We start from the raw sequence: 21112 nt of genomic DNA on the forward strand, positions 1-21112 counted from the left end.
TCTATGAATATTCGAAAGTGGTGGCCAAAGTCCCTGTTAGCCCGCACACTCTGGTTTACCCTGCTGGCGGTCTTTCTTGCCCAGGTTATCGCGACCAGTATTTGGTATGGGCAATCGAAGCAGCGTGATTTGGAAGGCTTGGAGTCGGCCTCGGCCAGCATGGCCAACATGTTTGCCTCGACCGTGACTTTCTTCCAATCCCTGCCTTTGGAATACCGTCATATTGTGCTGGATCAGCTGCGTAATATGGGGGGGACGCGATTCTTTGTATCCTTTAATCAGGAAGAGATCTTGATTGACCCCATCCCAGAATCTTTGATGAAGAAAACGGCGGTCGGCGCATTCGAGGAAGTGCTCAGCGAGAAGCTTCCTCTACTTGATGTGATCCGGGTGGAATTCTCTCGCCCCGAAACCCTGCACGTCCTGAAAAATGATATTTTGCTCAGTGATCTTCCTCGCTCTTGGGCGCATTATACTCTCAGCCTCGAACCCTTTAACCCGCCGATTTTGGTGGTGCAGTTGGAGTTGGCTAAAAATGAGTGGCTGTATATCGCAGCCCTGCTGCCGGCACCTTATGTGACTTTGGAAGATAAAATCATAACCGGTCAGCAATTGGTGTTTATGCTGTTCATGACCGCATTGCTGTTGGTGTTCACTTTCTTGATGATCAGGCGCCAGACCAAGCCATTGAAACGGCTGGCGAATGCGGCGAATGCCATGAGTTTTGATATTTATCAGCCGCCACTAAAAGAAGAAGGGGCGACGGAGCTGGTAACGGCGACACGAGCATTTAATCGGATGCAGTCTCGGGTGCAGCGTTATATCGATGACCGTGAGCATTTGTTTTCGTCTATTTCACATGATTTGAAAACGCCGATCACTCGCTTGAGGTTGCGTGCTGAGCTGATTGATGATGATAGTAAGGTCGAGAAATTTAACCATGATCTTGATGAGTTAGAGATGATGGTCAAAGGTGCACTGCAAACGGTAAAAGACACTGACTTGCATGAAAACCTTGCCCAAGTGGATCTCAGAGAGCTGCTTAATAGCATTGCCGAGCGCCATAATCATCATCAAACGAGGGTGGTGATCCCACAAATGAAAATCGCCCCGCTGACGGGTAAGCCGCTTGCTCTCAAGCGCTGCTTTAGCAACCTGATTGATAACGGGGTGAAATATGGCAATGAGGTAAGATTGATCATCGTTGATGATAAAGACTCGTTGATCCTAATTATTAAAGACAAAGGTCCGGGGATTCCCAAAGAGTCACTTGAGTCGGTATTCGAACCTTACGTGCGTGTCGCAAAAGATGAGGAAGGCCATGGCTTGGGGTTAGGAATAGCCCGTAATATCATTCACGCTCATGGCGGCGACATGGCTATTCATAATGCGGTAGATGGCGGTTTGGAAGTGAAAGTTTATATTCCCCGTTTGTTGAAAGAAGATTAAGCAATGAACATGAAACACACCTTGATATCGGGTTTATTGATGCTTGTCGGTGGTTCAGCTTCTGCTGGAGAAGTAGAGGTCTTGCACTGGTGGACTTCTGGAGGCGAAGCTCGATCGGTCTCTTTACTGAAAGAAAAAATACAAGCCCAAGGTAATCGTTGGAAAGATTTTGCTATTGCTGGTGGCGGTGGGGAAAGCGCAATGACCGTGTTAAAAACCCGCGCGGTATCGGGCAATCCGCCTTCGGCAGCACAAATCAAAGGCCATGATATTCAGGAATGGGGAAAACTGGGTTTTCTTGCCGACTTGAATGATGTTGCTGCAACCGATCATTGGTCGACGATCCTTCCGCCTGTTGCTCGTCAAATCATGATGTATGACGGCGATTATGTGGCTGTGCCGGTCAATATTCACCGAGTGAACTGGCTATGGGCCAACCCAAAGGTGTTTGCCAAAGTTGGGGTTGATGTTCCCAAGTCGCTTGACGAGTTCTTTGTTGTCGCCGAGAAAATACAGCAAGCCGGGTATGTCCCCTTGGCCCATGGTGGTCAGTCATGGCAAAACGTGACTTTATTTGAAGCGGTTGCTTTGGCGGTATTGGGCCCCGCTGAATATCAGCGGGCGTTTGTTGAGCTCGACATGTCGGTGCTTGGTGGCGATAAAATGGTGGATGTCTTCACCCAGTTCCGCCGTATGCGTGATTATGTCGGTACTCGTTACTGGGGACGTGATTGGAACTCGGCAACGGCCATGGTAAGCAGTGGTGAAGCCGCGATGCAAATCATGGGGGATTGGGCCAAAGGCGAGTTCGAAGCGGACGGAAAATTACCGGGAAAAGATTATCTGTGTATGGCTGCGCCGGGAACACAGGGGCTATTTACTTACAATATTGATAGCTTTGCTTTCTTTAAATTAACCGATGAAGCCAACAGCCAAGCGCAGAAGGATTTAGCCAGAGCAATACTGGATAAGGAATTTCAGTCATCGTTTAACCTCAGTAAAGGCTCAATTCCGGTCAGAATGGACATGGACTTGGCTGAATTTGACCAGTGTGCCAAAGATTCACTGGAGGTGTTCAAGCAAAGCAGCCAATCCGGTGGCTTGGTGCCGAGTGTTTCTCAGGGGTTGGCGACAACCAGTTATGTCCAAGCTGCTATTTTTGATGTGGTCAGCAACTTTTTCAATGCCAAAACAGCTGATCCCAAACAAGCCGCTGATCGTTTGGCTCGGGCGGTGAAATCAGCCATGTAGCGGTGAGTTAAATTACTCGATACACATGTAGGGTTGCCATAATGGCAGCCTTTTTTGTAATCGAAACAATCATCTTTGTTGAATTTCATATACTAATACCAAGCATTTAGGATGTAGCTAGGTGCGTGCTGTATGAGTTTGGCGGATTTCGAGCTGGAGTGGCTAGGGGATCAGCCTGTTCTGATAAGGGGAGAGCAATGAAATTATTGTTTTTAGTCCGTCATGCGAAATCTCGATGGGACGACCCATCATTAGATGATCACGAACGGCCTCTTAATAATCGAGGCTTGAAAAATATTCCGAAGATGGTCCATCGACTGAATAGCTGGCAGCAGGGGCCACAGTTAATTGTCACCAGCTCGGCGCTGCGCGCTGCCCAAACGGGTTATCTGTTTGCTGAAGGTCTGGTTTCTCGCCCTAAGCTTGAATCAAATTCAACGATTTATACTGAATCAGCGTTTGAACTCATGGATATCATTCGTGAAACCACCGATGTTGTAGACAGGTTGATGCTGGTGGGCCATAACCCTGCTATTACGGTACTGGCCCAAATGTTCGGCTTCAAAGAAGACAATATACCCACTTGTGGTGTGGTGGTGTTCGGCTTTGAGGTCGACTGCTGGCAAGCCATTGCCGAAGAGCAGGGGACTATGTTTTATTATGATTACCCTAAGCGGGCGCGGCCTGAAAGCATGAAGAAGGATATTGGTGAGTGATAAGTACTCATTAACGTTCTCGTCATCCTGTTGGAAATACGGTGAGAACATAAAGTAGCCTTGTTAGGGGTGTATCGTGGAAATGATAACCATACGGTTTTTATGGGGTTTACAGCTTAAGTAAACCTCTATATTATACGCCGCACAACGGAGAGATGGCTGAGTGGTTGAAAGCACCGGTCTTGAAAACCGGCATACGTTTGTAGCGTATCTAGGGTTCAAATCCCTATCTCTCCGCCACATTAGAAGAAGCCGCTGAGCAATCAGCGGCTTTTTTGCGTTTGGAATCTAGGGTTCAAATCCTCTAATACCAAAGCACTCCGAACATTTAGACAAAGCCCGCAGTTCTCACTGCGGGCTTTGTCGTCTTTATCGTTGGGATATTTCTTTAACGAGTTGTGTCTTTACTGAGTCACCGCCTTTTGCTCAGTGGCAATGCTTTTACTTGCCAGCTTTTTTTCAAAGCGAGATATCCACCACCATGCAATACCTGAGAATACCGCGGTCATAAAGACGTTGATGAAGAACGCACGGACTATGTTAACGCCAGTTGGGAAGGCTGATGCCGTCATACTCACAACGAAGATGACAATCAGTACCGAGACAATACCCATGCCGACGTTACGAGAGCCCATACGGAAGTCACGTGGGGTATCGTCATACTTCCAGCGGAACACGAAGTAGGCTGCCATGATAAAGATTGGCGGTAGCATTGCCGTACCGGCTGTCAGGTTGATAGCTTGGTTCATCATATCTTGTACCGACTCTGAACCAAAGCCGTTAACGACCAGCATGACAACAACGAATGCGAATTGCCACCAAGCGGCGCGAACGGGTACACCGTGCTCGTTAAGCTCTGTGGTTTTTTCGCCGTAAACGCCTTTTGGAATTTCAGAAAAGTGGATTTTAACTGGAGCGGCTGTCCACATCATCATTGAGCCGAACATCGCGATAAACAGGATGATACCGACAAAGCGGCCAACCAGTGCTTGTGAGATTTCGAAGTAGTTCGCCATGCCGGTAAAGATTTCGACCATACCGCCAGCGTAAGTCAGATCTTCGCGCGCGACGAAGACGTTAACCAGTAGTGAGCCAATTGCATACATTGCACCAATCAGAACACCAGCTGCAATAATGACTTTAATAAAGGCTTTCTGGCCGCCTTTTACATCTTTCAGGTAAGCCGCTGCTGTTTCGGCACCACCGGCCGCTTGGAAGATCCAACACATGATACCCAGCGTTGCCCAGTTAATGGTTGGGGTCATTGCTTCCATAGTGATTGGCTCTGCAGGGGTGTAATCGCCACCGAGTGCCATCAATGCGCCGAGGACGTAGATAGCGAACAGGGCAAACACACCGTAAGCAACAATTTCAGAGATCTTGCCTAGCCAAGTCGCCCCTTTGGTTGAAATGTGGGTCGCGGCGGCAAACAGTACGATAGAGATCATCGAGGTCACCATCGGCGAGAAGGTGTACTCGTAACCAAGCATAGCGTAGGACGCATAGGCGATAACGTTTGGTAGCAGCGAGACAAACCAGAACAGGTTTACAAACCAGTAAAGGAAAGAGCCAAGATAAGCCGCTTTGCTGCCCAGTGGCTTTTTCAGCCAGTCATACATACCCGATTCCGAGTTCTTATTAGCTGAAACAAATTCAGAAATAATAAAGACAAACGGAATGAAATAGACAACAGTTGCCAGCAAAAAGATAGGTGCAGAGCTTAAGCCCAGTTCAATGTTGTTGTTTACGATGTTGCGCACATTAAAGACGGCAGCAAACGTCATTGATAGCAAAGCGAACTTGCCAATCGTGCCGCGTAAGGATTCAGACATTGTGTCCTCCAGTGAATCACGTCAATTATAGAGTTAAATGCTATTCAGCGTGTTGTTATCTAAGGGCTTGGGAGTACCAAGCCCTCTTATCGTTATCTGGTTATTTATTCAGGAAGTAGCCATCTTCAATGGTTACTTTCAGCACAACCTTGCGTACCCGGTTATCACCACAGAAGCGATAGGCTTTACTGTTGTCGAAGATGACGATTTGGCCTTCGCACAGCTCGCGGGTTTCCCCTTTTCCTTGCAGGTACTCGCGGTCTGTTTCATCTCGGTAGGCCTCAACGGTTTCCAGTGCTGATTTGTCGGCAAACTCAACGGTTTCGCGGCCTTCCAGGTAGTAGTGGACATCGAAATAACGGCGGTTGCCTTCAAAGGTTTCGGTATGGCGTGCGACACCGTCCTCAACCATGTAAACCAGTGAATCGCCGATGGAATACATCACGCCATCTTTGATGTTGGCGATGTTTTCAATCGCTTCGACACAGCGGTTCCATTTACGGCCATCGCGGTATACCTCTTTGAATTGCTCTAGGCTCTCTAGCACGATCATGATTTACGCCTCGTTTACTGGTTGGGTTAGTTTGGCTGGGACGGTAAAGAAGCCGTTGCCAAAGTCATGGTTTGCCATCATTTGCGCGCTGAAATCTCCGGCCTGTAACGGCAACAGGGTTAAGCCGTAGCGGAATTTATCCATGTAGACACGGTAGGAGTCGAGCACTTCGCTACCCCAAGAGTTGGAGCCTAAGCCCATCAGCTTATGGTCAAGGTTCAGGGTGATGTAGCCACTATGAATCAGCTCAATGGTGTGCTGGGCTTGGTGCAGGTTTTGGTTGGTGTAGAACCATGCGCTGAAGTTGATGTCCTGCTGCGGCTTAACCAATAGGCCGGTGCCATGGCGATTGGTCAGAGCTGCCCAGCGAACGTGCTGGCGGTTACCGTTGTTCTGCGGGAATGGGTAGTTTTCGAACATGTCAGCAACTGTGGTCTGGTAGACGTCAATCAGGTTAGCCTGCTGGCTGTCTTGGTAGTTTTCTTCAGGACCACGGCCGTAGTATTTCACTTGGTCAAAGTCGCCATTGATGCCCAAATCCAAACCGATGACCGGAATGACATGCGGGTAATCACCGTAGTGCTCGCCGCTTAGTTCAACATTGAGCTGGCCTTCCGGGGTGATCTGGTAGCGATATTCGCAGCGCATGCCGAAATCAAATACTGGTGGGGCAATGATGCTGGTGGTGGTGATCTCAACGCCATTCGCTTGCTCGACCACGTCGATAGTGCGGAAGTGCTCCTGCATAATCTGTAGGTGCGCAGGCTCCCACAAGCCTTCGTGCTCCTGCTTGTGGTTGTCGATCATTGGCTTGAAGAAGTTAAGCTTTGGCTCTGACTTGATCAGCTCTTCGCCATTGACTACCCAGGATGTAAGCTTGCCGTTAATTTTGGAGAAGTTAAGCGTGAAGTTATTACCGGAGATCAGCGTATTAAGGCGGCTTTCTTCAACCACTAACGGTGTTGCGTTGTTCGTACTGAATTTGGCTTCGCTAGCCGTGCTTTCTTTTAGCTGGTGCTGGTACACCGCGATCTCATGGTTGGCTTCGCTATACAGCGTGCGGCTGTCTTTGCGCACTGTGAAGTTGATGAAAACTTCACGCTGGTCCAACTCTGGAATCGCGATAGTGATTTCACGGGCAGAATTTGCCGCAAGATCTTCGACCTTAAATTGCACCGTGCGAAGGGTTTCACCTTCTGCACGCACATCGGCGGTGATGGTGTAATCATTCAGATCGGAGAACCATAGCTTGTTCTCGATGAGGAATTTGCCAGCCAGCTCATCAACAGCACGGATTTTCACTGGCGCAATGACTTGTTTGTACTCTTTCAGGCCCGGTCCCGGTGTCTGGTCTGGGTAGATCAAGCCATCCATACAGAAGTTGTAGTTATTTGGGTAGTCACCGTAGTCGCCACCGTATTTGTAGAACTCGGTGCCGTTTTCATCACGAGCGAGAATACCGTGATCACACCATTCCCATACGTAATGGCCCTGGATGTGGTCATGCTGGTAGAACACGTTCTGGTATTCGGTCAGACCGCCCGGTCCGTTACCCATGGCATGGGCATATTCACAGATAATGCGAGGCTTCTCGTGCGGGTGTTCGCCGAAGTAGTTCATCAGCTGGGCGCGGGAATACATGGTTGAAATCACATCGACCACTTCCGCATCACGATCTTCTTCGTAGTGCACCAAGCGGGTGTCATCAATCGCTTTGGTTGCGTCATACATTGAGCGGATATTGCAGCCGTAACCGGATTCGTTACCCATTGACCACATAATGATGGATGGATGGTTTTTCTGGGCGTGGACATGGCGCACGGCACGGTCGACAAAGACACTTTCCCATGCCGCGTCATTGGTGATGCGGCTCAGATCGTCGACATTGGCAAAGCCGTGGGTTTCGACATCGGTTTCAGCCATTACGAACAGCCCGTAGATATCACACAACTCGTAGAAGCGTGGATCGTTAGGGTAATGTGCGGTGCGGACCGAGTTGATGTTGTGTTGCTTCATTAGGATCAGATCTTTTTCGATGCGATCCATACCAACTGCACGGCCTTTCAGGTGGTCGTTGTCATGGCGGTTGACACCGTGCAGCATGACGTATTGATTGTTAATGTAGAACAGACCGTCGCGAACTTTGATATCACGGAAACCAACGCGCTGCGGGATGATCTCTAGGGTATTGCCGAGGTTGTCTTTCAGCGTCAATACTAGCTGGTATAGGTAAGGGTTCTCAGCAGTCCAGTGAGTCGGGTTATCGAGTTTGATAGCAAATTGTGTCTGTGCCTGTGAATTGGCATCGATAGTCAGGTGGGAACATGCCCCTTCTGCAACGATTTTCCCCTGATCATAGAGCGTATATTCCAGTGCATACCCTGATGCCTGAAGCGCCGACAGGTTTTCAATCTCAGCGGTGCAAGATAGCGTGGCACGCTGGTAGTCATCGGCAAAATCAGTACGAACGGTGAAATCTTGGACGTGAACCTGCTCTTTTCCGACAAGGTAGACATCGCGGAAGATCCCGGCTGTCCACCACATATCCTGATCTTCGATATAGGTCGAATCGGCCCATTGCATGACGCGGACAGAAAGCAGGTTGTCACCTTGTTGAACATAGTGGCTGACATCGAACTCGGCCGTCAGTCGGCTGCCTTTGCTGAAACCGACATATTCGCCGTTAACATACACTTCGAAGTAGGTTTCTACGCCATCGAATTTGATGATGGTTTGTTTGTCCTGCCAGTTTGCGCCAAGCGTGAATGTGCGCTGGTAAGCACCGGTTGGATTATCGGTAGGTACGAAAGGCACATCAATCGGGAACGGGAAGCCCTCGTCGGTGTACTGTAGATCACCATGGCCTTCCATTTGCCACATGTTAGGTACCGTGATTTGGCCCCAGTCGGCCATTGGACGCGAATAAAATTCGTCAGGCACTAGTAACGGATGAGTAAAGTATTGGAATTGCCATTGCCCGCTAAGCAGCATGAAGTGGCTGCTTAGCTCACGCTGGAAAGTCTGTGCGCTGTTTAGGGAGTCGTATGAGAAGAAGTATGCACGTGGTGCAAGACGGTTCTCATGTAGCTGAAGGAAGTTTTCCCAATTGTTCACGAAATGCCTCCGGTTCGATACCGATGTATTTTTCTTCCATGACCAGGATGTTGGTCAGGTAACTTGGGAGTCAGTTTAGTAAAAGTTTTACTAAATTAAATCAGTAAAAGAAGGATGCTTTAACTTGATCACGGTTTTAACTGTTCTATCGCTCAATAGTGTGATGGTGATTAAGAAAATTCAGGAGGGTGATTTTTAGCAAGGAAAGTGTTGATTGCGTCAATGATTTACCGTGCGGAGGGACGATGGTGTGTGATCTGGGAGTTAGATAGAGCGTGGGCTGGTCAACGGGAATAATAAAAAAGCGCTGATATTCAGCGCCTTATGACATCAAAAAAGGGGAGAGTTATTTTGTGGTATCGCGTAGCTTTAGTTTGCTTGGCACATACACCTGCAGCGGCAGTGTTCTACCATCGCGGATCTTCTCAACCAGCAAGTTCACCCCTTGAATGCCCATCATCTCCGAGTGAATGCGAACGGTAGACAGAGACGGGAAGGTAAACTTCGCCGTTGGGATATCATTGACACTGATTAAGGCAATGTCATCGGGGATCCGCAGGCCGTGTTCGTGAATTGCCCGCAATACACCGATGGCGATTGAATCTGATGCGACAAACAGCGCTGCCGGGTAATCACCTCTGGCAAGCATCTTTTTTGCCAGCTTATAGCCAGAAGAGCTCGTAAATTCTCCCCGGTAGATGTCATTGCTGGAGACAACGCCTTTGAGCTGGCCGTATTCGGCAAAGGCTTCTTCGCGAATATCGGCTACGTCCGGCAAGTCTTGCCCACCGATAAAGCCTATGCGCTGGTAACCCTGAGCGATGAAGAAGTCCGTGATTTCCTTGCTGACTCGGGCCAAATCGATATCGACAGAATCATGTGAAGAGTTGGCATCACTGAAGTCAACAAAGCAGATGTTGTCCGACAGTGTTTTTACTTTTTTCAGCACTTTTGTGCTGTTGCGTCCGACGAGGATAATGCCGCTGACTTTACTTTTATCGTTAGGTATTTCACCGTTGTAACAGTTGGTTAGCTCAACACCCAGCTTGCTGCATTGGGTTTCAATACCGTAACGGATCGAGAGGTAGTAAGGGTCGTTGACTTCAGCTTCTTGCTTGTAGTTATAAACAGCCATGAAGTGCTGTTGTTGCTTCTTGCTGGCAGCTGATGCCTTAGTATTGCTGCTCTTGTATTCCAGTTTTTCAGCGATCTCTAGAATTCGATGCTTGGTTTCTTCTTTGACGCTTAGTGTCGGGTCATCGTTGAGTACTCGTGATACTGTCGCCAGAGATACGCCCGCTTCAGCCGCGATGTCTTTTAGTGTCGCCATTTACTTGTATCCATTGGCAAGGCTCACTCACCGTGAGTGGTCTATCAATCTTGTTATTGTAAACAAACTCGGCTGTGAAGTTCCACGTTTTACTAAAATCATTTCAAATAAACCGTGGGTGTATACGGTTAAACTGACGGTAGATAACGCAGAGGTATTTAACGTATACCTTGAATTTTTAACTATTTCTAATGGGTATAATTTGTTACCTAACAGTCAGCTTGTTTTTACTGTGTGCGTATAGCTCAAAAAAAGAACGTTGCTGCTTGCCATCTTGGTGGCTTCTGGTAAGTTAAATTGATTTTAGTAAACTTTACTTAATAAGGATGTATGCAATGGAAACTATCGGTTACTCAGATTTCGCCAAGTTGGAGATCCGCACGGGTAAAATCATTGAGGTGGCCCGTCATCAAAACGCCGACAAACTTTATATTGTCCAAATTGATGTAGGTGAAAAAACGCTTCAGACTGTGACTAGCTTGGTGCCTTATTACACTGAGGAAGAGCTGATGGGTAAGCAGGTAGTGGTACTGTGCAACTTGGCAAAAGCGAAGATGCGCGGTGAAACGTCTGAGTGTATGCTGCTTTGCGCTGAAACCGATGACGAGTCGGAAAGTGTATTGTTGACCCCAGAGCGTGCGATGCCGATGGGGATCAAAATTGTTTAAAGGATCTTTTCAGGACATCTTTGAAGGAAATGGCGATTGATACGGGCTAATGAGCAGCTCCCTGAGTGGTTGAAACAAGATGAAACCAGGTTGAAGGCACTTGAGCGTTCGGCTGCTGAACTTACCGCAATGCTATTTAGCGGCAGGATTTGTCCGTAATTTGGTGTGGGATAAACTGCATGGTCATAGCGAGCCCACACCACTTAATGATCTGGATGTGGTTTATTTCGATCCTTATGAAGACGATTTTAACCAGTACCCAAAAAAGGTTCATCGATTATCTGATTGAAAAGATACACGGTAAGAAAACATAACTATTGGAAATAGGAGATTGGCTATACTCAGAAGGCATCATGAACACAACTGTTGAAGGTGATGATTCTATGGCTACTGATTTTGACTCCCTGTTACCCGAGCTTGCAGAGTTTTCGATACCGGATGTCCCTTTCAAAGTCGTTGACCCTACCGGTTTACCCGACGATACCCGTAAAGCGTTCGATAATTTCTTATCTGGGACGACCTTGCCGCAGGCATTTTGTGTCTACAGTCACGACTACTCGCAGTTTTGCAAATTGGTCCGCAATGGTGAGATCAATATTAGTTAATGGGATGTTGGCTCCGGACAGTAAAAAGGCCGCAATGCGGCCTTTTCATTGAATTAATGGTTAGTTATAAAGAAGGTTGTATCCGCTACTTAAAAAGAAAACGTCACGCTTGTCATACGCCCTGGCTCGACGATGATGTTGTTGCGAGAGTCGTAGATCTCAAACCCTGAACCGTTTGTTTCCTCAATATCGTATTGCGCGGTACAGGTGTAGCCAACCGCATATTCCCCTGCATAAACGTCACTAAAGCTAAATTTAGCCTGCAAACCTGATGGGTCTTCAATCAGAGGGACGGCGACCGGAGCAGATTCTTTCGGGCGGCGTTCGCCTTCACTGCCAAGCCTTGGGTTATGGAAGCCGAGCATCTGTTCTTTAGTGGTATCCCCACGATACAGGTAAACAGCGTCGGCGGAGTCATAGTTGTTTTCATGGCACTGGCTTTGGATTGAATCAATATCAATAGTGCCACGGATATGGCCTAGTCGCGGAGCGATATCATCGATATGGACGATTTCGAAATCTTTACTGCTGAGGAAGCGCCAGTCATGGTTTTTGTTGTACTGCAGTGTCTCTTCCAAGTTAAACCAGAACGCGAGGTTGTTGTAACCTTTATGTACCGTGAATGGTTGACTGACCAAACGTCCGCTAGGGCGGGCATTTTGTGGCGGCTTGGCACCGGCACATGAACCTTGACTTGGTGTGCTCAGGTGAAGGTAGCTGCCGTCAATATCACGGACGTGAGAGTCATAATCGACCTCAACTTGCGTGTTAGCACCCTGTTCACCATTGATATATAGGCACATTTCATAGTCGCCAGGTGATAGCTTCAGGTCTTGGAACAGCGGGTAGGCATTATCACCATTGGCATTCATAACATCGATCATGCGAAGCTCATTGGTTTCTTGTTCAAAGGTGATGTGGTACGCCTCACATTCACCAGTTTGATCGCAGGTTGCCTCGTCACTGCCGTTACTGCCCGCTTTCTTTAAGAACACATAATTAAAGGCGATAACGGCTTCATCAATGTCACTCAGACATTTATCGTGATGGCAGTTTGTATCACTGTCATCAGTTGTCACATCAAGGCTTTTATTTGCACTCGTCGGTGTGTCAAGTTGGTTTATCACACCAAAGTTGAGCGTTGCATCGGTTGGCGTCGTGCCGTTGTCGTTGCCGCTATCAGAGCCACAACCGACAAGTGCCGTGCTCAATAGTAGCGGTAAAAGTAAGTTGCTGCTTTTCATGGGGTATCCTGCAAAATATTTTCGGCAGAATATACAAAAAGACAGTGAAAAGTATGTCAACGGTCTGTCAGGCGTATAAGGCGTTGGGAGGGGCATAACAAAGAGAAAGTGTTGCGGCATAAAATATGCTGGTTAGAACGGCGTATTTCTAAATTCTCTGTTAAAGGAGAGATACAGATGAAACTGTCCATTATTGATATGCCAGCCGTTCATGAGCTGCAAGCCTTGGGCTATACCAAATCAGAGTGCTTGATGATTATTGAGCGTGAGATTTACCGTTTGAATACAACAGATCGCTCTAAAATTGACTCTCTTTGCTGCAGTGAGCACCTCAAAGAAGAAGAAGCGCTCGACAAAATTCGTAGTATGAAACGTACTCGGTTCTTCCAATATATCCAACGCTTTGTTTTTCTTTGATTGGTATGATTCTCCTTACTTAATCTCAGATCCCCTTTCCAAAATTGATTCCCATTTTGCAAAAACAGATACCTAACTCATCAAGGTGAGTGAGGTATCTGTGACTATACTCTCAACACGTTTGATGCGTGATTGAAGAGGTACCCAATGACTTTCCTGATCTCATGGCAGCTATACCAAGGTCGGCTGCATCCGGTGCTGGCACACTTTTCCAAATTGACTGAAGAACAAGATAAGGCGCTGATGGGGCCGGAAATCAGGTTGATTGGTCGCTGGCACGATTTAGTCAGCGGAACGGGGGTGTGCATCGTAGAGTCTGACAGTATAGAGGCCGTCACAGCCTATGCACTGAAGTGGAATAGTGAAATGGGTATTACGGTGCAGCCCGTGGTTGACGACGCAATGGCCCGCGAAATGGGTGAGAGGCTTTCGTCCTAACTGTTTCTTGGTATATCGCGAAAGCCGTTAAAAAAAGCCTTCCTCATTCCGCTTCAGGAGAAGTGGTGACTAGGTGGGAAGAGGAAGGCTGAAAGATTGCTCGAAATGCTGTTGTCCTTGTTTGGTTCTTAGCTGGCTTTGATGCAACATCAGAATCGATTGGATGATTTTGGTGCCGAGCCCCATCGTGCCTTGGGGTGCTTGCGGGTCGATGTCATTTTCCATGAAAATCCCCAGTCCTATTGGCTCGGGATTGATCATCAGTTGTACCGTACTTGCATAAGGTGCGTGCCTGATGGCGTTATCAAACAAGTTGGTAAACAGCCGTTGCAATAACTGTTTATCGCCGAAGACGACATCTTGCTTGGGAATGTTCAGGGTCAACTCGACCTGTTTCTTATTAGCCTCAGGTTGCATGGTATCGATGACATCCTGAAGGATATGACCGAGCTTTAAGGCTTCAAATTTTGGCTCGCTGAGCACAGACTGCTGACGGGCGATTTTGATTTGTTGGGTTAATAGTTCGGATAACTTCAAGGCATTACGCTGTGCGGTGTTGATTAATGGGTCCGGTTTGGTGGCTTGAATTTGCCATGTCTCAAGGTAGCCCAGTACGCTGGCCAGCGGGGTTTTGAGGTCATGGCTAAGCTGTACCAGTAATTCGCGACGCTTCTGCTCTTGCTGCTCAAGCTGGAGGAATTGCTGTGAAATAGTACGTGCCATAAGGTACATTTGCTTGGCGATCGGCTTAAGTTCTGCCACATTGAGCATGGCTTCGGGCTTTAGACGGTAGCCATTTTCAGCTTGTGTCTTAAGGTCTTGTGTGACTTGCCTTATTGGGTTGAGTAAGGTCGTTTTAGTGAGTCTATATACCGTCAAGCTAAAGCCGAGTACCAGTATTAATGCTGCAGAGGTAACCCAGACAATAGGTGACTGTTGGAGGGAATCCATGTCGCTCAACTTGGCGGCTAGGGCGCGCTGCTCGCTACCAATGACTACGTATAAATACCCATTCGTTGTATTGCCCTCCTTAATGGGGGCGACAGAAAAGACTTTCTGGCGGGTGGCGTTACGTGGATCATCTCCCAAAATTGGAAAAGGCTTGTCGGCGAGAAAAGCGCGAATCGGTTTTAGGTTTACCTGTTGGCTGATGGCTATCCCTTCCGGTGCGGCATGGCTTTTAATGTTGCCATCGTTATCGAGGAAATAAATTTCAAAATCGGGGCCAAGCAGCATCAAGGTATGGAAGATAGATTTCAGCGCCTTGGGGTTGTAGTCACTGTCGTCCATCAGTGGGCTATCGTCTCGCATGTGCGCGGCTAATTCTCGGTGCAGGTTCTGTTGTGTGCGCTGTTCAACATAGGTTTGTTGGTAGTTGAACATGCCACCAATAACGACAATGGAGAGCAAAAACCAACAACCGGTAAGTAGAACAAGTTTGGTTTTAAAATTCATTTCTGCTTCTCCAGTGGATTGCGCTTTTAGAGCTTTTATCAGGCCTCAAATATCAGGCCTCAAATTTGTACCCTACACCCCAGACGGTATGGATGTATTTGTGCTCTTCGTTGCTGGCGTTGAGCTTGGTTCTTAATCGGTTTATGGTGCTACACACTGTGTGGTGGTAACCAGAAAAATGCGTCTGCCAAACCGCTTCGAGTAACTCATCTTTGCTGTACACGCGTCCCGGCTTTTTAGCGAGGAAATGCAGCAGGGTAAACTCGGTTGCGGTCAGGGATATGTCATCCTGTTTGAGTTCAACCTTATGGGTTGTTGGGTTGATGATTAAATCACCAAAATTCAAGACATGACTTCGATTATCATTGTGCTTTTGCGTGGTGGGATCCGTATCATTCGCAGCCTCTTTGCTAAAGTGCTGGCGGCGCAACATAGCCCTGACTCGGGCTTGGAACTCCAGCACACTGAAAGGTTTGGTGAGGTAGTCATCCGCACCGGACTCTAATCCTTCTACTTTGTCTTTTTCGGCATCTCTCGCCGTCAGTACTAGTACCGGAAGCCATGGCTGGCTGCCTATCTGATGGTGTCTGATTGCTTGGCACAAGCTCAGGCCATCACCGTCTTCCAGCCCACGGTCGAGCACAAGAAGCTCAAAATACTGGTTAGTCAACGCCTGCCTTGCCTGTTGTAGACTCGTTACCCGAACAACGTTGTGCCCTTGGAAGGACAGGTGCATGTTGATCAGATCAGCAAGATCATTGTCATCTTCTACGATGAGGATCATAGCGGCTGGTACCTGTTTTTCTGCTAGCGTCATTGTGATACCCAATCATCTGAAGGAGCTGGCTCCCTCAGATGACCGGGTTACGACTGATATCTTTCACTCAATAATGAGAATTGTCGAAACCATTGTCATTATTCGGTACGGGTAATGATCAGTTGGGCGGCGGGAGACTGGAACCGGTGTGTTGCGTCCAGTATCGATGTGCTTAAACCATCATCTTTGCTGATCACGCCTGGGTGGAATGAAACACGGTCGTTATCATCGCGTTCGCTATTGAATCCTTCACCGCCCGCTGCTGGGCCCGGAATCGTCTCGGCGGCTTCATCATTGGCCTCGGTACCTGAATCCCATGCTGGCATGGCGATGCGCAAGGTATCGCCAATCGCCAAGTCGGCTAAGTCCATCGCGGTTTCAGCGACAAAGGCATCATTGGTATTGACCAACATGCTGGCCACCGAGAGATAAGATGATGTCGAGGTATCTATTGTAACGGTGACAGAATCGCTGCCTGCTGGCAGGATCACGCCGCTCCCTGCCGCTTGTACCGAAATACCGTCAGCTTGTTCGCTAAGTAGGGCGCTGTTATCTCCGCTTTCCGCGAGCATCTCGAGAGCTTCTGACGCGGGTTGACCGATAGTGAATAGCTGGTAGTCGTTACTATGACCAATGACAGCCAGTGGTGACAGGGGCTGGTTTGCCGAGGTGTTTTTAACCTCAACACTGAAAGTCGCGAGTGTGTCTTCCGGTGGCACGGGATCATCGTCATCCGAATCAGTCGGGCAACCAGCCAACAGTGCGACACTGGCGGCGAGTAAGAGTAAGCGATAATTCTTCATGCTGCCTCCTTACTTCACGGTAACAGTAACAACAGCAACAGGGTTGAGCCAGCGGTAAGCTGTACTGCTGATATCACTGATGCCACCTGTGGGGTCAGTATCGCCGAGGTTACCCGGGTGGATATGAACACTGGTATTCGTCACGGTTGTCTCGGCACCACTCCCCCCAGTACCTAGATTGACGAAGGGTGGGTTAGGCATGCTGGTGGCGAGTTCATCATTGGCCTCGGTACCTGCATCGTAACCGTTCAGACGCACGGTATAGGTGCCGGGTGTCGTTGGGATTGGCCAGCTATCAAGCCCGACAAAGCCATCATTGGTCGGGAGTAGCATGGCAGTAATGCTAAGGCTGTCGGCATCACCGGTATCCATGCTTGCGGTGGTTGAATCGCCGGGGTTAAGTGGGCCGCTAGCAGGATTTGAGACAACGACTGCACCAGCGTTGCTGGCGAGGGATGACAACGGACCGATATCTCCACCTTCAGCCATCTGCTCAACCTCAGAGCCAGCCGCTTCGCCGCTGCGAAACAGGAAGATATCGCTGCTGTGGGCCGCAACCAATAAAGGAGTAAAGTAGATGTTTTTGGTCGCATTGGTGATGGTGACATCAATTTCTGCTGCTTGGGTTTGACCTGTGCTTATGAAGGCAGCCGCAAGTGAGAGGGCTGTGAGTGTCTTGTTCATTGTTCTTTCCCTGTGTTGGTGAGTTACCTTCACTATGGCGAACAAATCTTGCAGGACTCTCCAAAAAACCTCACAAATTTCTCACAATGGTTTTAGAACCTAGAACCTTGAGCAGTAAACCTTCCTCGTTTAGATTACGTATTGTTTTATATACCCAAGTAGCTTGGGTATAAATGAGATATTGATAGGAGATTGCCATGAATCGGGTACACCCCAAATCGCTGTTTGGCAGCAAATGGACCAAAGTGGAAGTGGAAGGGCGAGAGAAGCATTTCATGGTGATAGACGTCGAATACGACGAAAATCAAAAAGTCGTCAGTTGCCTCATCCAAGCGGTAATTAATCATCGAATGTTTGAACTCGATTGGCGTGAATTAAAAGACAGTAGCCGTTGGCTCATGGGGTGGAAGTGAGGGTTGAAGCAAGAGCGAAATACGAGAAAGGGGATTTCTACCAGAAGTATCTTGATTGTTTTCGCGGTAATGAAAACCGACGTTTGACGACTGTTATTTATATGAACGATTGCTGGTCCGAAGAAGATGGTGTGAAAAATAACGCCTTAGATATTGCCCAGTAATGAGCAAAGTGGAAGTGGTGGTTGCGAATGCCTGCTATCAAGTAATTGAAATTTTGTAATTTTTTGTAATCTTGCTAACTGTGTTCATGCTTTTTTGGTATTTTATGCATCGTGTTACCCAGTTTATTTGAGTTGGGTATGAAAAACGTGAGTCTGAGGGTGAATAATGGGTAAATTATCTATTGGAAGGGACACAATCTCAGATGTTAATTCCGTTGAGTATCAGTGGATCGCATCATTAATTTATGATGGTGTTGAGGTTGAGTCTGTTATTGCATTAATCCAGCGCTGTCTCGGAGGAGATGAAATTGTTGCTGATTATCTTCGAAAAATAGCATTGCATATGTGCCAACCTGCTGAACTGCTTCATTATCTTGATAACTGATTCTTAATAATACTTAAAATATAATGGTTAGTCATACTCGGGAGTATAATCTGAGTATGGCTTTTTTATTCATGTAATATTCACGCCAAAATCCGCTTTGCTTTGCCGTTTTTTTGTATATTTCCCCGAGAGTATCTGCCAATGCGGTTACCGAAAGCAGAGGCAATGATGCTATCAGCTTGATCAGCCGGTAGTGACTCACCTTGCTAGCGTGATAAGTAAAGATATGAGTTTCTGTGTGAACCTGGGATTATAAATTTGTGCGACAGGTCTGAGATTTGATAAATGGCTAAAAGCATTTATTTTCTTCCACTTTAATTCACTATACTCAATAGCATGGCTTTTAAGTACCTGAAAATAATGGCCAATAAAAATAACAAATTTGATGCTTGAGCCGACAGTTGTGTTGAAGGGAGATTAAAATGCGGTTATCAATGGCAGTGGGAATAGCGTTGGCATCCTCAATGGCTGTGGCAGATGCCGTTAATGATGATGCTGAGCATACTCAAGTAAAACAGCAGCCCACATTCCTTTCAAATACTTCAACCAAAACTGAACAATCAAGCTATACCTCCACCTATTCAAATTTTCCATATACCAATACCACCTGGGAGCAAGTGCCACGAAATGTTGGTGTCTATGATTCGCCTTATAATGTTGCTCTGTTTTCGGGAGAGAACGGTGAAGACACAGACCGTTTGTGGTCACAAACCAAATCTATTTTTTGGTATGGCGTGGGCGTGGCGGGCTTTATCGCTTTGTTGCCAGAAGATATCTCCAACTGGGATACCAGCGATGATCGCTTGTTGGAAAAATGGTGGGATAACGTAAGGGATGGTCCGATATGGGATAGAGATGTGTGGTACATCAACTATATTGGTCACCCCTATTTTGGTGGCGTGTACTATCAAATTGCGCGTAAATCGGGATACCGCCAGTGGGATGCCTTTGTCTACTCCTTCATGATGTCGACCTTCTATTGGGAGTACGGCGTAGAGGCTTTTGCCGAAGTCCCAGCCATACAAGACATTGTGGTAACCCCAGTTTTAGGGTGGGTGTATGGTGAATGGGCCTTTAACAAAGAGCGAGAGATTATTCAGGGCGGCGGTAAAGTCTGGGATTCTGAATGGATGGGAGACACCGCTTTGTTCTTGCTTGACCCTGTTGATAGCTTAGGCCGTGGGGTAAACCATTTGATGGGGCGGGATGTCGTGAAAGCCGGTACCGGCTATATCGGTTACCAAGACGTTGCTTTGCCAAATGGCCAGACGGACACTCAATTCAATTTTAATCTGAATTTCCAGTTCGGAGAGGGGGAAACCAGCCCGGCTATGCGGCGCAGTTATACTCGGGTTCGAAACGTCACGACCAGTGATCCTGTGGACTACGGGATTGTTGGGATCTCTGTTGGCGGACGTTATCTGGATCTGGATGAAGAGTGGGGCATTGAGAACAATTGGGCACCGGTGATCACTCTGGGTCTGTATTACACACCATCGCTGTCTTCCCGTTTGCAATATACCCGTATTGATACTGACAGTAAGCTAACGGGTGAAAGTATTACCTACGAAAACTACAGCTTTGACTTCCAGTATTATTTCCTTTCCGAACATGATGTTCGCCCTTATATTAATGCTGGCATTGGTGAAACACTGCTGGAAAAAGATCGCGATACCACGACTTTTCAGGTCAATGGTGGATTGGGGTTGCATTATCAGTTAGATAGCAATTGGGCGCTTCAGGCCGATTGGGTGCACTTTTACAGCGGAAAATTATCGACCAATGATGATCTGTTCTCTAGTCAGTTGGTATATCGTTTTGGCCGCGGTGAGCGGTGGTGATCCGGCGCGAAGTTATTTTATCTTGGTGATAAAAATTGCTTGTTTTACCAAGCCGATATTTATGGTTATAAATATCGGTGTTCTTTAAAACAAAGATATGTATACCCAGTCACTTGGGTATACCTACCCAAAAACTCGCTAGGTAAATGGGTATTTCGTATCAATTTAGCATCTTTGGCCGTCACATCTTCTGATGGCCTTTTTTATCGCTCTGACGGTTGGATTTAATTCCAGTAGCCGCTTTTACGAAACCTTTCAGCGCTATATGAAAATGACGCCAACCGAGTTTCGCAAGCTTAGCCATAAGAGTTATAACCCCGCACTGCATGGCAGGAACTTGGTATAAACCCCAATTCGAGTTACTATTTCAGGCTAATTCTGATTTTGCCCGTATGATACCAACGCCAACATGAATGCCACTTTAAAACCCCAGATCATTGATCTTATTCTCGCCGATTTACAGCAAGCCTACCAAAGTGCATTGCATGCCGCCGATCAGGCGCACAGTGCTGCGACTGATGATCAGAGCGTGGCGGAAACCCAGTACGATACCTTGGCTATCGAAGCCGCTTACCTTGCCCATGGCCAGTCACAACGAGTGGCTGAGTGCTTGGCTGATATCAATGCTTATGAGCAGCTGAAAGCTGCACTGCCGGAGACAAACGATGAAATTGTCTTAGGGTGCTTAGTTCATATCCTTGACGAGAATGATAATGAAAAATGGATATTCTTTGGGCCAACGGCGGGGGGGATCAAGGTATCGCTAGAAAAGCATGAGGTCGTTGTTGTGACACCGACTTCACCACTGGGAGAGGCATTGCTTGGTTTGACAGTCGAAGAAGATGCGGAAGTACACCTTGGTGGTAAAATCGTATTTTACGAAGTTGAGGCTATCTACTGATACAAAAACGGGGAAGTTTACTTCCCCGTTTT

General features: G+C 47.5%; 20 protein-coding genes, 1 tRNA gene and 3 pseudogenes. 15 read left to right on the top strand and 9 right to left on the bottom strand.

Annotated elements, in window-relative coordinates:
* Positions 1 to 3: 3 nt before the first annotated feature.
* The 4 genes from ACVA53_RS17575 (at position 4) to ACVA53_RS17590 (ending at position 3656) form a co-directional block, all read left to right on the top strand.
* A complete protein-coding gene (locus ACVA53_RS17575) occupies positions 4 to 1449 on the top strand; it encodes an ATP-binding protein (protein ID WP_446505807.1) in 1446 nt (481 codons plus the stop codon).
* Positions 1450 to 1452: 3 nt separating this feature from the next.
* The gene (locus tag ACVA53_RS17580) at positions 1453 to 2700 is read left to right on the top strand and encodes an ABC transporter substrate-binding protein (protein WP_446505808.1); all 1248 of its coding nucleotides are present in this window, start codon (positions 1453 to 1455) and stop codon (positions 2698 to 2700) included.
* Between the two features lie 197 nt (positions 2701 to 2897).
* Positions 2898 to 3416, top strand: coding sequence for a SixA phosphatase family protein (locus ACVA53_RS17585; RefSeq protein WP_255042580.1), 519 nt, complete (start codon positions 2898 to 2900; stop codon positions 3414 to 3416).
* A gap of 149 nt (positions 3417 to 3565) precedes the next feature.
* Positions 3566 to 3656 (top strand) — tRNA-Ser (locus ACVA53_RS17590).
* A 164-nt stretch (positions 3657 to 3820) separates the two neighbouring features.
* Here ACVA53_RS17590 and ACVA53_RS17595 read toward each other — a convergent pair.
* From ACVA53_RS17595 to ebgR, 4 genes are all read right to left on the bottom strand, one after another.
* Positions 3821 to 5248 carry an amino acid permease gene (locus ACVA53_RS17595; protein ID WP_446505809.1) on the bottom strand — a complete coding sequence of 476 codons (1428 nt, stop codon included), beginning with the start codon at positions 5246 to 5248 and terminating at the stop codon, positions 3821 to 3823.
* A 100-nt stretch (positions 5249 to 5348) separates the two neighbouring features.
* Positions 5349 to 5801: a beta-galactosidase subunit beta gene (locus ACVA53_RS17600; protein WP_446505810.1), complete on the bottom strand. Its 453-nt coding sequence runs from the start codon at positions 5799 to 5801 to the stop codon at positions 5349 to 5351.
* A 3-nt stretch (positions 5802 to 5804) separates the two neighbouring features.
* Positions 5805 to 8915 (bottom strand): beta-galactosidase subunit alpha, encoded by a 3111-nt coding sequence (gene ebgA / locus ACVA53_RS17605; RefSeq protein WP_446505811.1) that lies wholly within the window; start codon positions 8913 to 8915, stop codon positions 5805 to 5807.
* A gap of 346 nt (positions 8916 to 9261) precedes the next feature.
* The gene (ebgR, locus tag ACVA53_RS17610) at positions 9262 to 10245 is read right to left on the bottom strand and encodes a transcriptional regulator EbgR (RefSeq protein WP_446505812.1); all 984 of its coding nucleotides are present in this window, start codon (positions 10243 to 10245) and stop codon (positions 9262 to 9264) included.
* Positions 10246 to 10580: 335 nt separating this feature from the next.
* Between ebgR and ACVA53_RS17615 the strand changes: the two genes are divergently transcribed.
* The 3 genes and pseudogenes from ACVA53_RS17615 to ACVA53_RS17625 all read left to right on the top strand — a co-directional run bounded on the left by ACVA53_RS17615 (position 10581) and on the right by ACVA53_RS17625 (position 11518).
* Positions 10581 to 10913 carry a tRNA-binding protein gene (locus ACVA53_RS17615; protein WP_446505813.1) on the top strand — a complete coding sequence of 111 codons (333 nt, stop codon included), beginning with the start codon at positions 10581 to 10583 and terminating at the stop codon, positions 10911 to 10913.
* A 69-nt stretch (positions 10914 to 10982) separates the two neighbouring features.
* Positions 10983 to 11160: pseudogene (locus tag ACVA53_RS17620) on the top strand (nucleotidyltransferase family protein); the annotation flags it as partial.
* A 106-nt stretch (positions 11161 to 11266) separates the two neighbouring features.
* Positions 11267 to 11518 carry a hypothetical protein gene (locus ACVA53_RS17625; protein WP_309243483.1) on the top strand — a complete coding sequence of 84 codons (252 nt, stop codon included), beginning with the start codon at positions 11267 to 11269 and terminating at the stop codon, positions 11516 to 11518.
* A gap of 89 nt (positions 11519 to 11607) precedes the next feature.
* Here ACVA53_RS17625 and ACVA53_RS17630 read toward each other — a convergent pair whose 3' ends face one another.
* A complete protein-coding gene (locus ACVA53_RS17630) occupies positions 11608 to 12762 on the bottom strand; it encodes a DUF4382 domain-containing protein (RefSeq protein ID WP_446505814.1) in 1155 nt (384 codons plus the stop codon).
* 177 nt (positions 12763 to 12939) lie between these two features.
* Between ACVA53_RS17630 and ACVA53_RS17635 the strand changes: the two genes are divergently transcribed.
* Both ACVA53_RS17635 and ACVA53_RS17640 read left to right on the top strand, forming a co-directional pair.
* Positions 12940 to 13179 carry a hypothetical protein gene (locus tag ACVA53_RS17635; protein WP_255042582.1) on the top strand — a complete coding sequence of 80 codons (240 nt, stop codon included), beginning with the start codon at positions 12940 to 12942 and terminating at the stop codon, positions 13177 to 13179.
* 132 nt (positions 13180 to 13311) lie between these two features.
* On the top strand, positions 13312 to 13617 hold the full coding sequence (locus ACVA53_RS17640; RefSeq protein WP_446505815.1) for a DUF3303 domain-containing protein: 306 nt from the start codon (positions 13312 to 13314) through the stop codon (positions 13615 to 13617).
* A gap of 69 nt (positions 13618 to 13686) precedes the next feature.
* Here ACVA53_RS17640 and ACVA53_RS17645 read toward each other — a convergent pair whose 3' ends face one another.
* The 4 genes from ACVA53_RS17645 to ACVA53_RS17660 all read right to left on the bottom strand — a co-directional run bounded on the left by ACVA53_RS17645 (position 13687) and on the right by ACVA53_RS17660 (position 17376).
* Positions 13687 to 15072 (bottom strand): sensor histidine kinase, encoded by a 1386-nt coding sequence (locus ACVA53_RS17645; RefSeq protein ID WP_446505816.1) that lies wholly within the window; start codon positions 15070 to 15072, stop codon positions 13687 to 13689.
* Between the two features lie 52 nt (positions 15073 to 15124).
* Positions 15125 to 15889 (bottom strand): response regulator transcription factor, encoded by a 765-nt coding sequence (locus ACVA53_RS17650; protein ID WP_446505817.1) that lies wholly within the window; start codon positions 15887 to 15889, stop codon positions 15125 to 15127.
* A gap of 98 nt (positions 15890 to 15987) precedes the next feature.
* Positions 15988 to 16692 (bottom strand): spondin domain-containing protein, encoded by a 705-nt coding sequence (locus tag ACVA53_RS17655; protein WP_446505818.1) that lies wholly within the window; start codon positions 16690 to 16692, stop codon positions 15988 to 15990.
* A 9-nt stretch (positions 16693 to 16701) separates the two neighbouring features.
* Positions 16702 to 17376 carry a spondin domain-containing protein gene (locus tag ACVA53_RS17660; protein WP_255042587.1) on the bottom strand — a complete coding sequence of 225 codons (675 nt, stop codon included), beginning with the start codon at positions 17374 to 17376 and terminating at the stop codon, positions 16702 to 16704.
* Positions 17377 to 17573: 197 nt separating this feature from the next.
* On the opposite strand from ACVA53_RS17660, the gene ACVA53_RS17665 reads away from it, so the two are divergent.
* The 6 genes and pseudogenes from ACVA53_RS17665 (at position 17574) to ACVA53_RS17690 (ending at position 21080) form a co-directional block, all read left to right on the top strand.
* Positions 17574 to 17789: a TIGR02450 family Trp-rich protein gene (locus tag ACVA53_RS17665; RefSeq protein WP_255042588.1), complete on the top strand. Its 216-nt coding sequence runs from the start codon at positions 17574 to 17576 to the stop codon at positions 17787 to 17789.
* Between the two features lie 14 nt (positions 17790 to 17803).
* Positions 17804 to 17917 (top strand): annotated as a pseudogene (locus ACVA53_RS17670) (2OG-Fe(II) oxygenase); the annotation flags it as partial.
* 202 nt (positions 17918 to 18119) lie between these two features.
* On the top strand, positions 18120 to 18338 hold the full coding sequence (locus ACVA53_RS17675) for a hypothetical protein (protein ID WP_446505819.1): 219 nt from the start codon (positions 18120 to 18122) through the stop codon (positions 18336 to 18338).
* Positions 18339 to 18760: 422 nt separating this feature from the next.
* Positions 18761 to 20179, top strand: coding sequence for a DUF3943 domain-containing protein (locus tag ACVA53_RS17680; protein WP_255042591.1), 1419 nt, complete (start codon positions 18761 to 18763; stop codon positions 20177 to 20179).
* Between the two features lie 205 nt (positions 20180 to 20384).
* Positions 20385 to 20525: pseudogene (locus ACVA53_RS17685) on the top strand (AraC family transcriptional regulator); the annotation flags it as partial.
* 63 nt (positions 20526 to 20588) lie between these two features.
* Entirely contained in the window at positions 20589 to 21080 is a 492-nt protein-coding gene (locus tag ACVA53_RS17690) for a GreA/GreB family elongation factor (protein ID WP_255042592.1), read from the top strand.
* Positions 21081 to 21112: the final 32 nt, after the last annotated feature.

This window comes from Photobacterium sp. DNB23_23_1 (assembly GCF_052873815.1).

Coding starts and splice junctions, on each gene's coding strand:
- ACVA53_RS17575 (WP_446505807.1), top strand. CDS start 4: ATGAATATTCGAAAGTGGTGGCCAAAGTCCCTGTTAGCCCGCACACTC.
- ACVA53_RS17580 (WP_446505808.1), top strand. CDS start 1,453: ATGAACATGAAACACACCTTGATATCGGGTTTATTGATGCTTGTCGGT.
- ACVA53_RS17585 (WP_255042580.1), top strand. CDS start 2,898: ATGAAATTATTGTTTTTAGTCCGTCATGCGAAATCTCGATGGGACGAC.
- ACVA53_RS17595 (WP_446505809.1), bottom strand. CDS start 5,248: ATGTCTGAATCCTTACGCGGCACGATTGGCAAGTTCGCTTTGCTATCA.
- ACVA53_RS17600 (WP_446505810.1), bottom strand. CDS start 5,801: ATGATCGTGCTAGAGAGCCTAGAGCAATTCAAAGAGGTATACCGCGAT.
- ebgR (WP_446505812.1), bottom strand. CDS start 10,245: ATGGCGACACTAAAAGACATCGCGGCTGAAGCGGGCGTATCTCTGGCG.
- ACVA53_RS17615 (WP_446505813.1), top strand. CDS start 10,581: ATGGAAACTATCGGTTACTCAGATTTCGCCAAGTTGGAGATCCGCACG.
- ACVA53_RS17625 (WP_309243483.1), top strand. CDS start 11,267: ATGAACACAACTGTTGAAGGTGATGATTCTATGGCTACTGATTTTGAC.
- ACVA53_RS17630 (WP_446505814.1), bottom strand. CDS start 12,762: ATGAAAAGCAGCAACTTACTTTTACCGCTACTATTGAGCACGGCACTT.
- ACVA53_RS17635 (WP_255042582.1), top strand. CDS start 12,940: ATGAAACTGTCCATTATTGATATGCCAGCCGTTCATGAGCTGCAAGCC.
- ACVA53_RS17645 (WP_446505816.1), bottom strand. CDS start 15,072: ATGAATTTTAAAACCAAACTTGTTCTACTTACCGGTTGTTGGTTTTTG.
- ACVA53_RS17650 (WP_446505817.1), bottom strand. CDS start 15,889: ATGACGCTAGCAGAAAAACAGGTACCAGCCGCTATGATCCTCATCGTA.
- ACVA53_RS17655 (WP_446505818.1), bottom strand. CDS start 16,692: ATGAAGAATTATCGCTTACTCTTACTCGCCGCCAGTGTCGCACTGTTG.
- ACVA53_RS17660 (WP_255042587.1), bottom strand. CDS start 17,376: ATGAACAAGACACTCACAGCCCTCTCACTTGCGGCTGCCTTCATAAGC.
- ACVA53_RS17665 (WP_255042588.1), top strand. CDS start 17,574: ATGAATCGGGTACACCCCAAATCGCTGTTTGGCAGCAAATGGACCAAA.
- ACVA53_RS17675 (WP_446505819.1), top strand. CDS start 18,120: ATGGGTAAATTATCTATTGGAAGGGACACAATCTCAGATGTTAATTCC.
- ACVA53_RS17680 (WP_255042591.1), top strand. CDS start 18,761: ATGCGGTTATCAATGGCAGTGGGAATAGCGTTGGCATCCTCAATGGCT.
- ACVA53_RS17690 (WP_255042592.1), top strand. CDS start 20,589: ATGAATGCCACTTTAAAACCCCAGATCATTGATCTTATTCTCGCCGAT.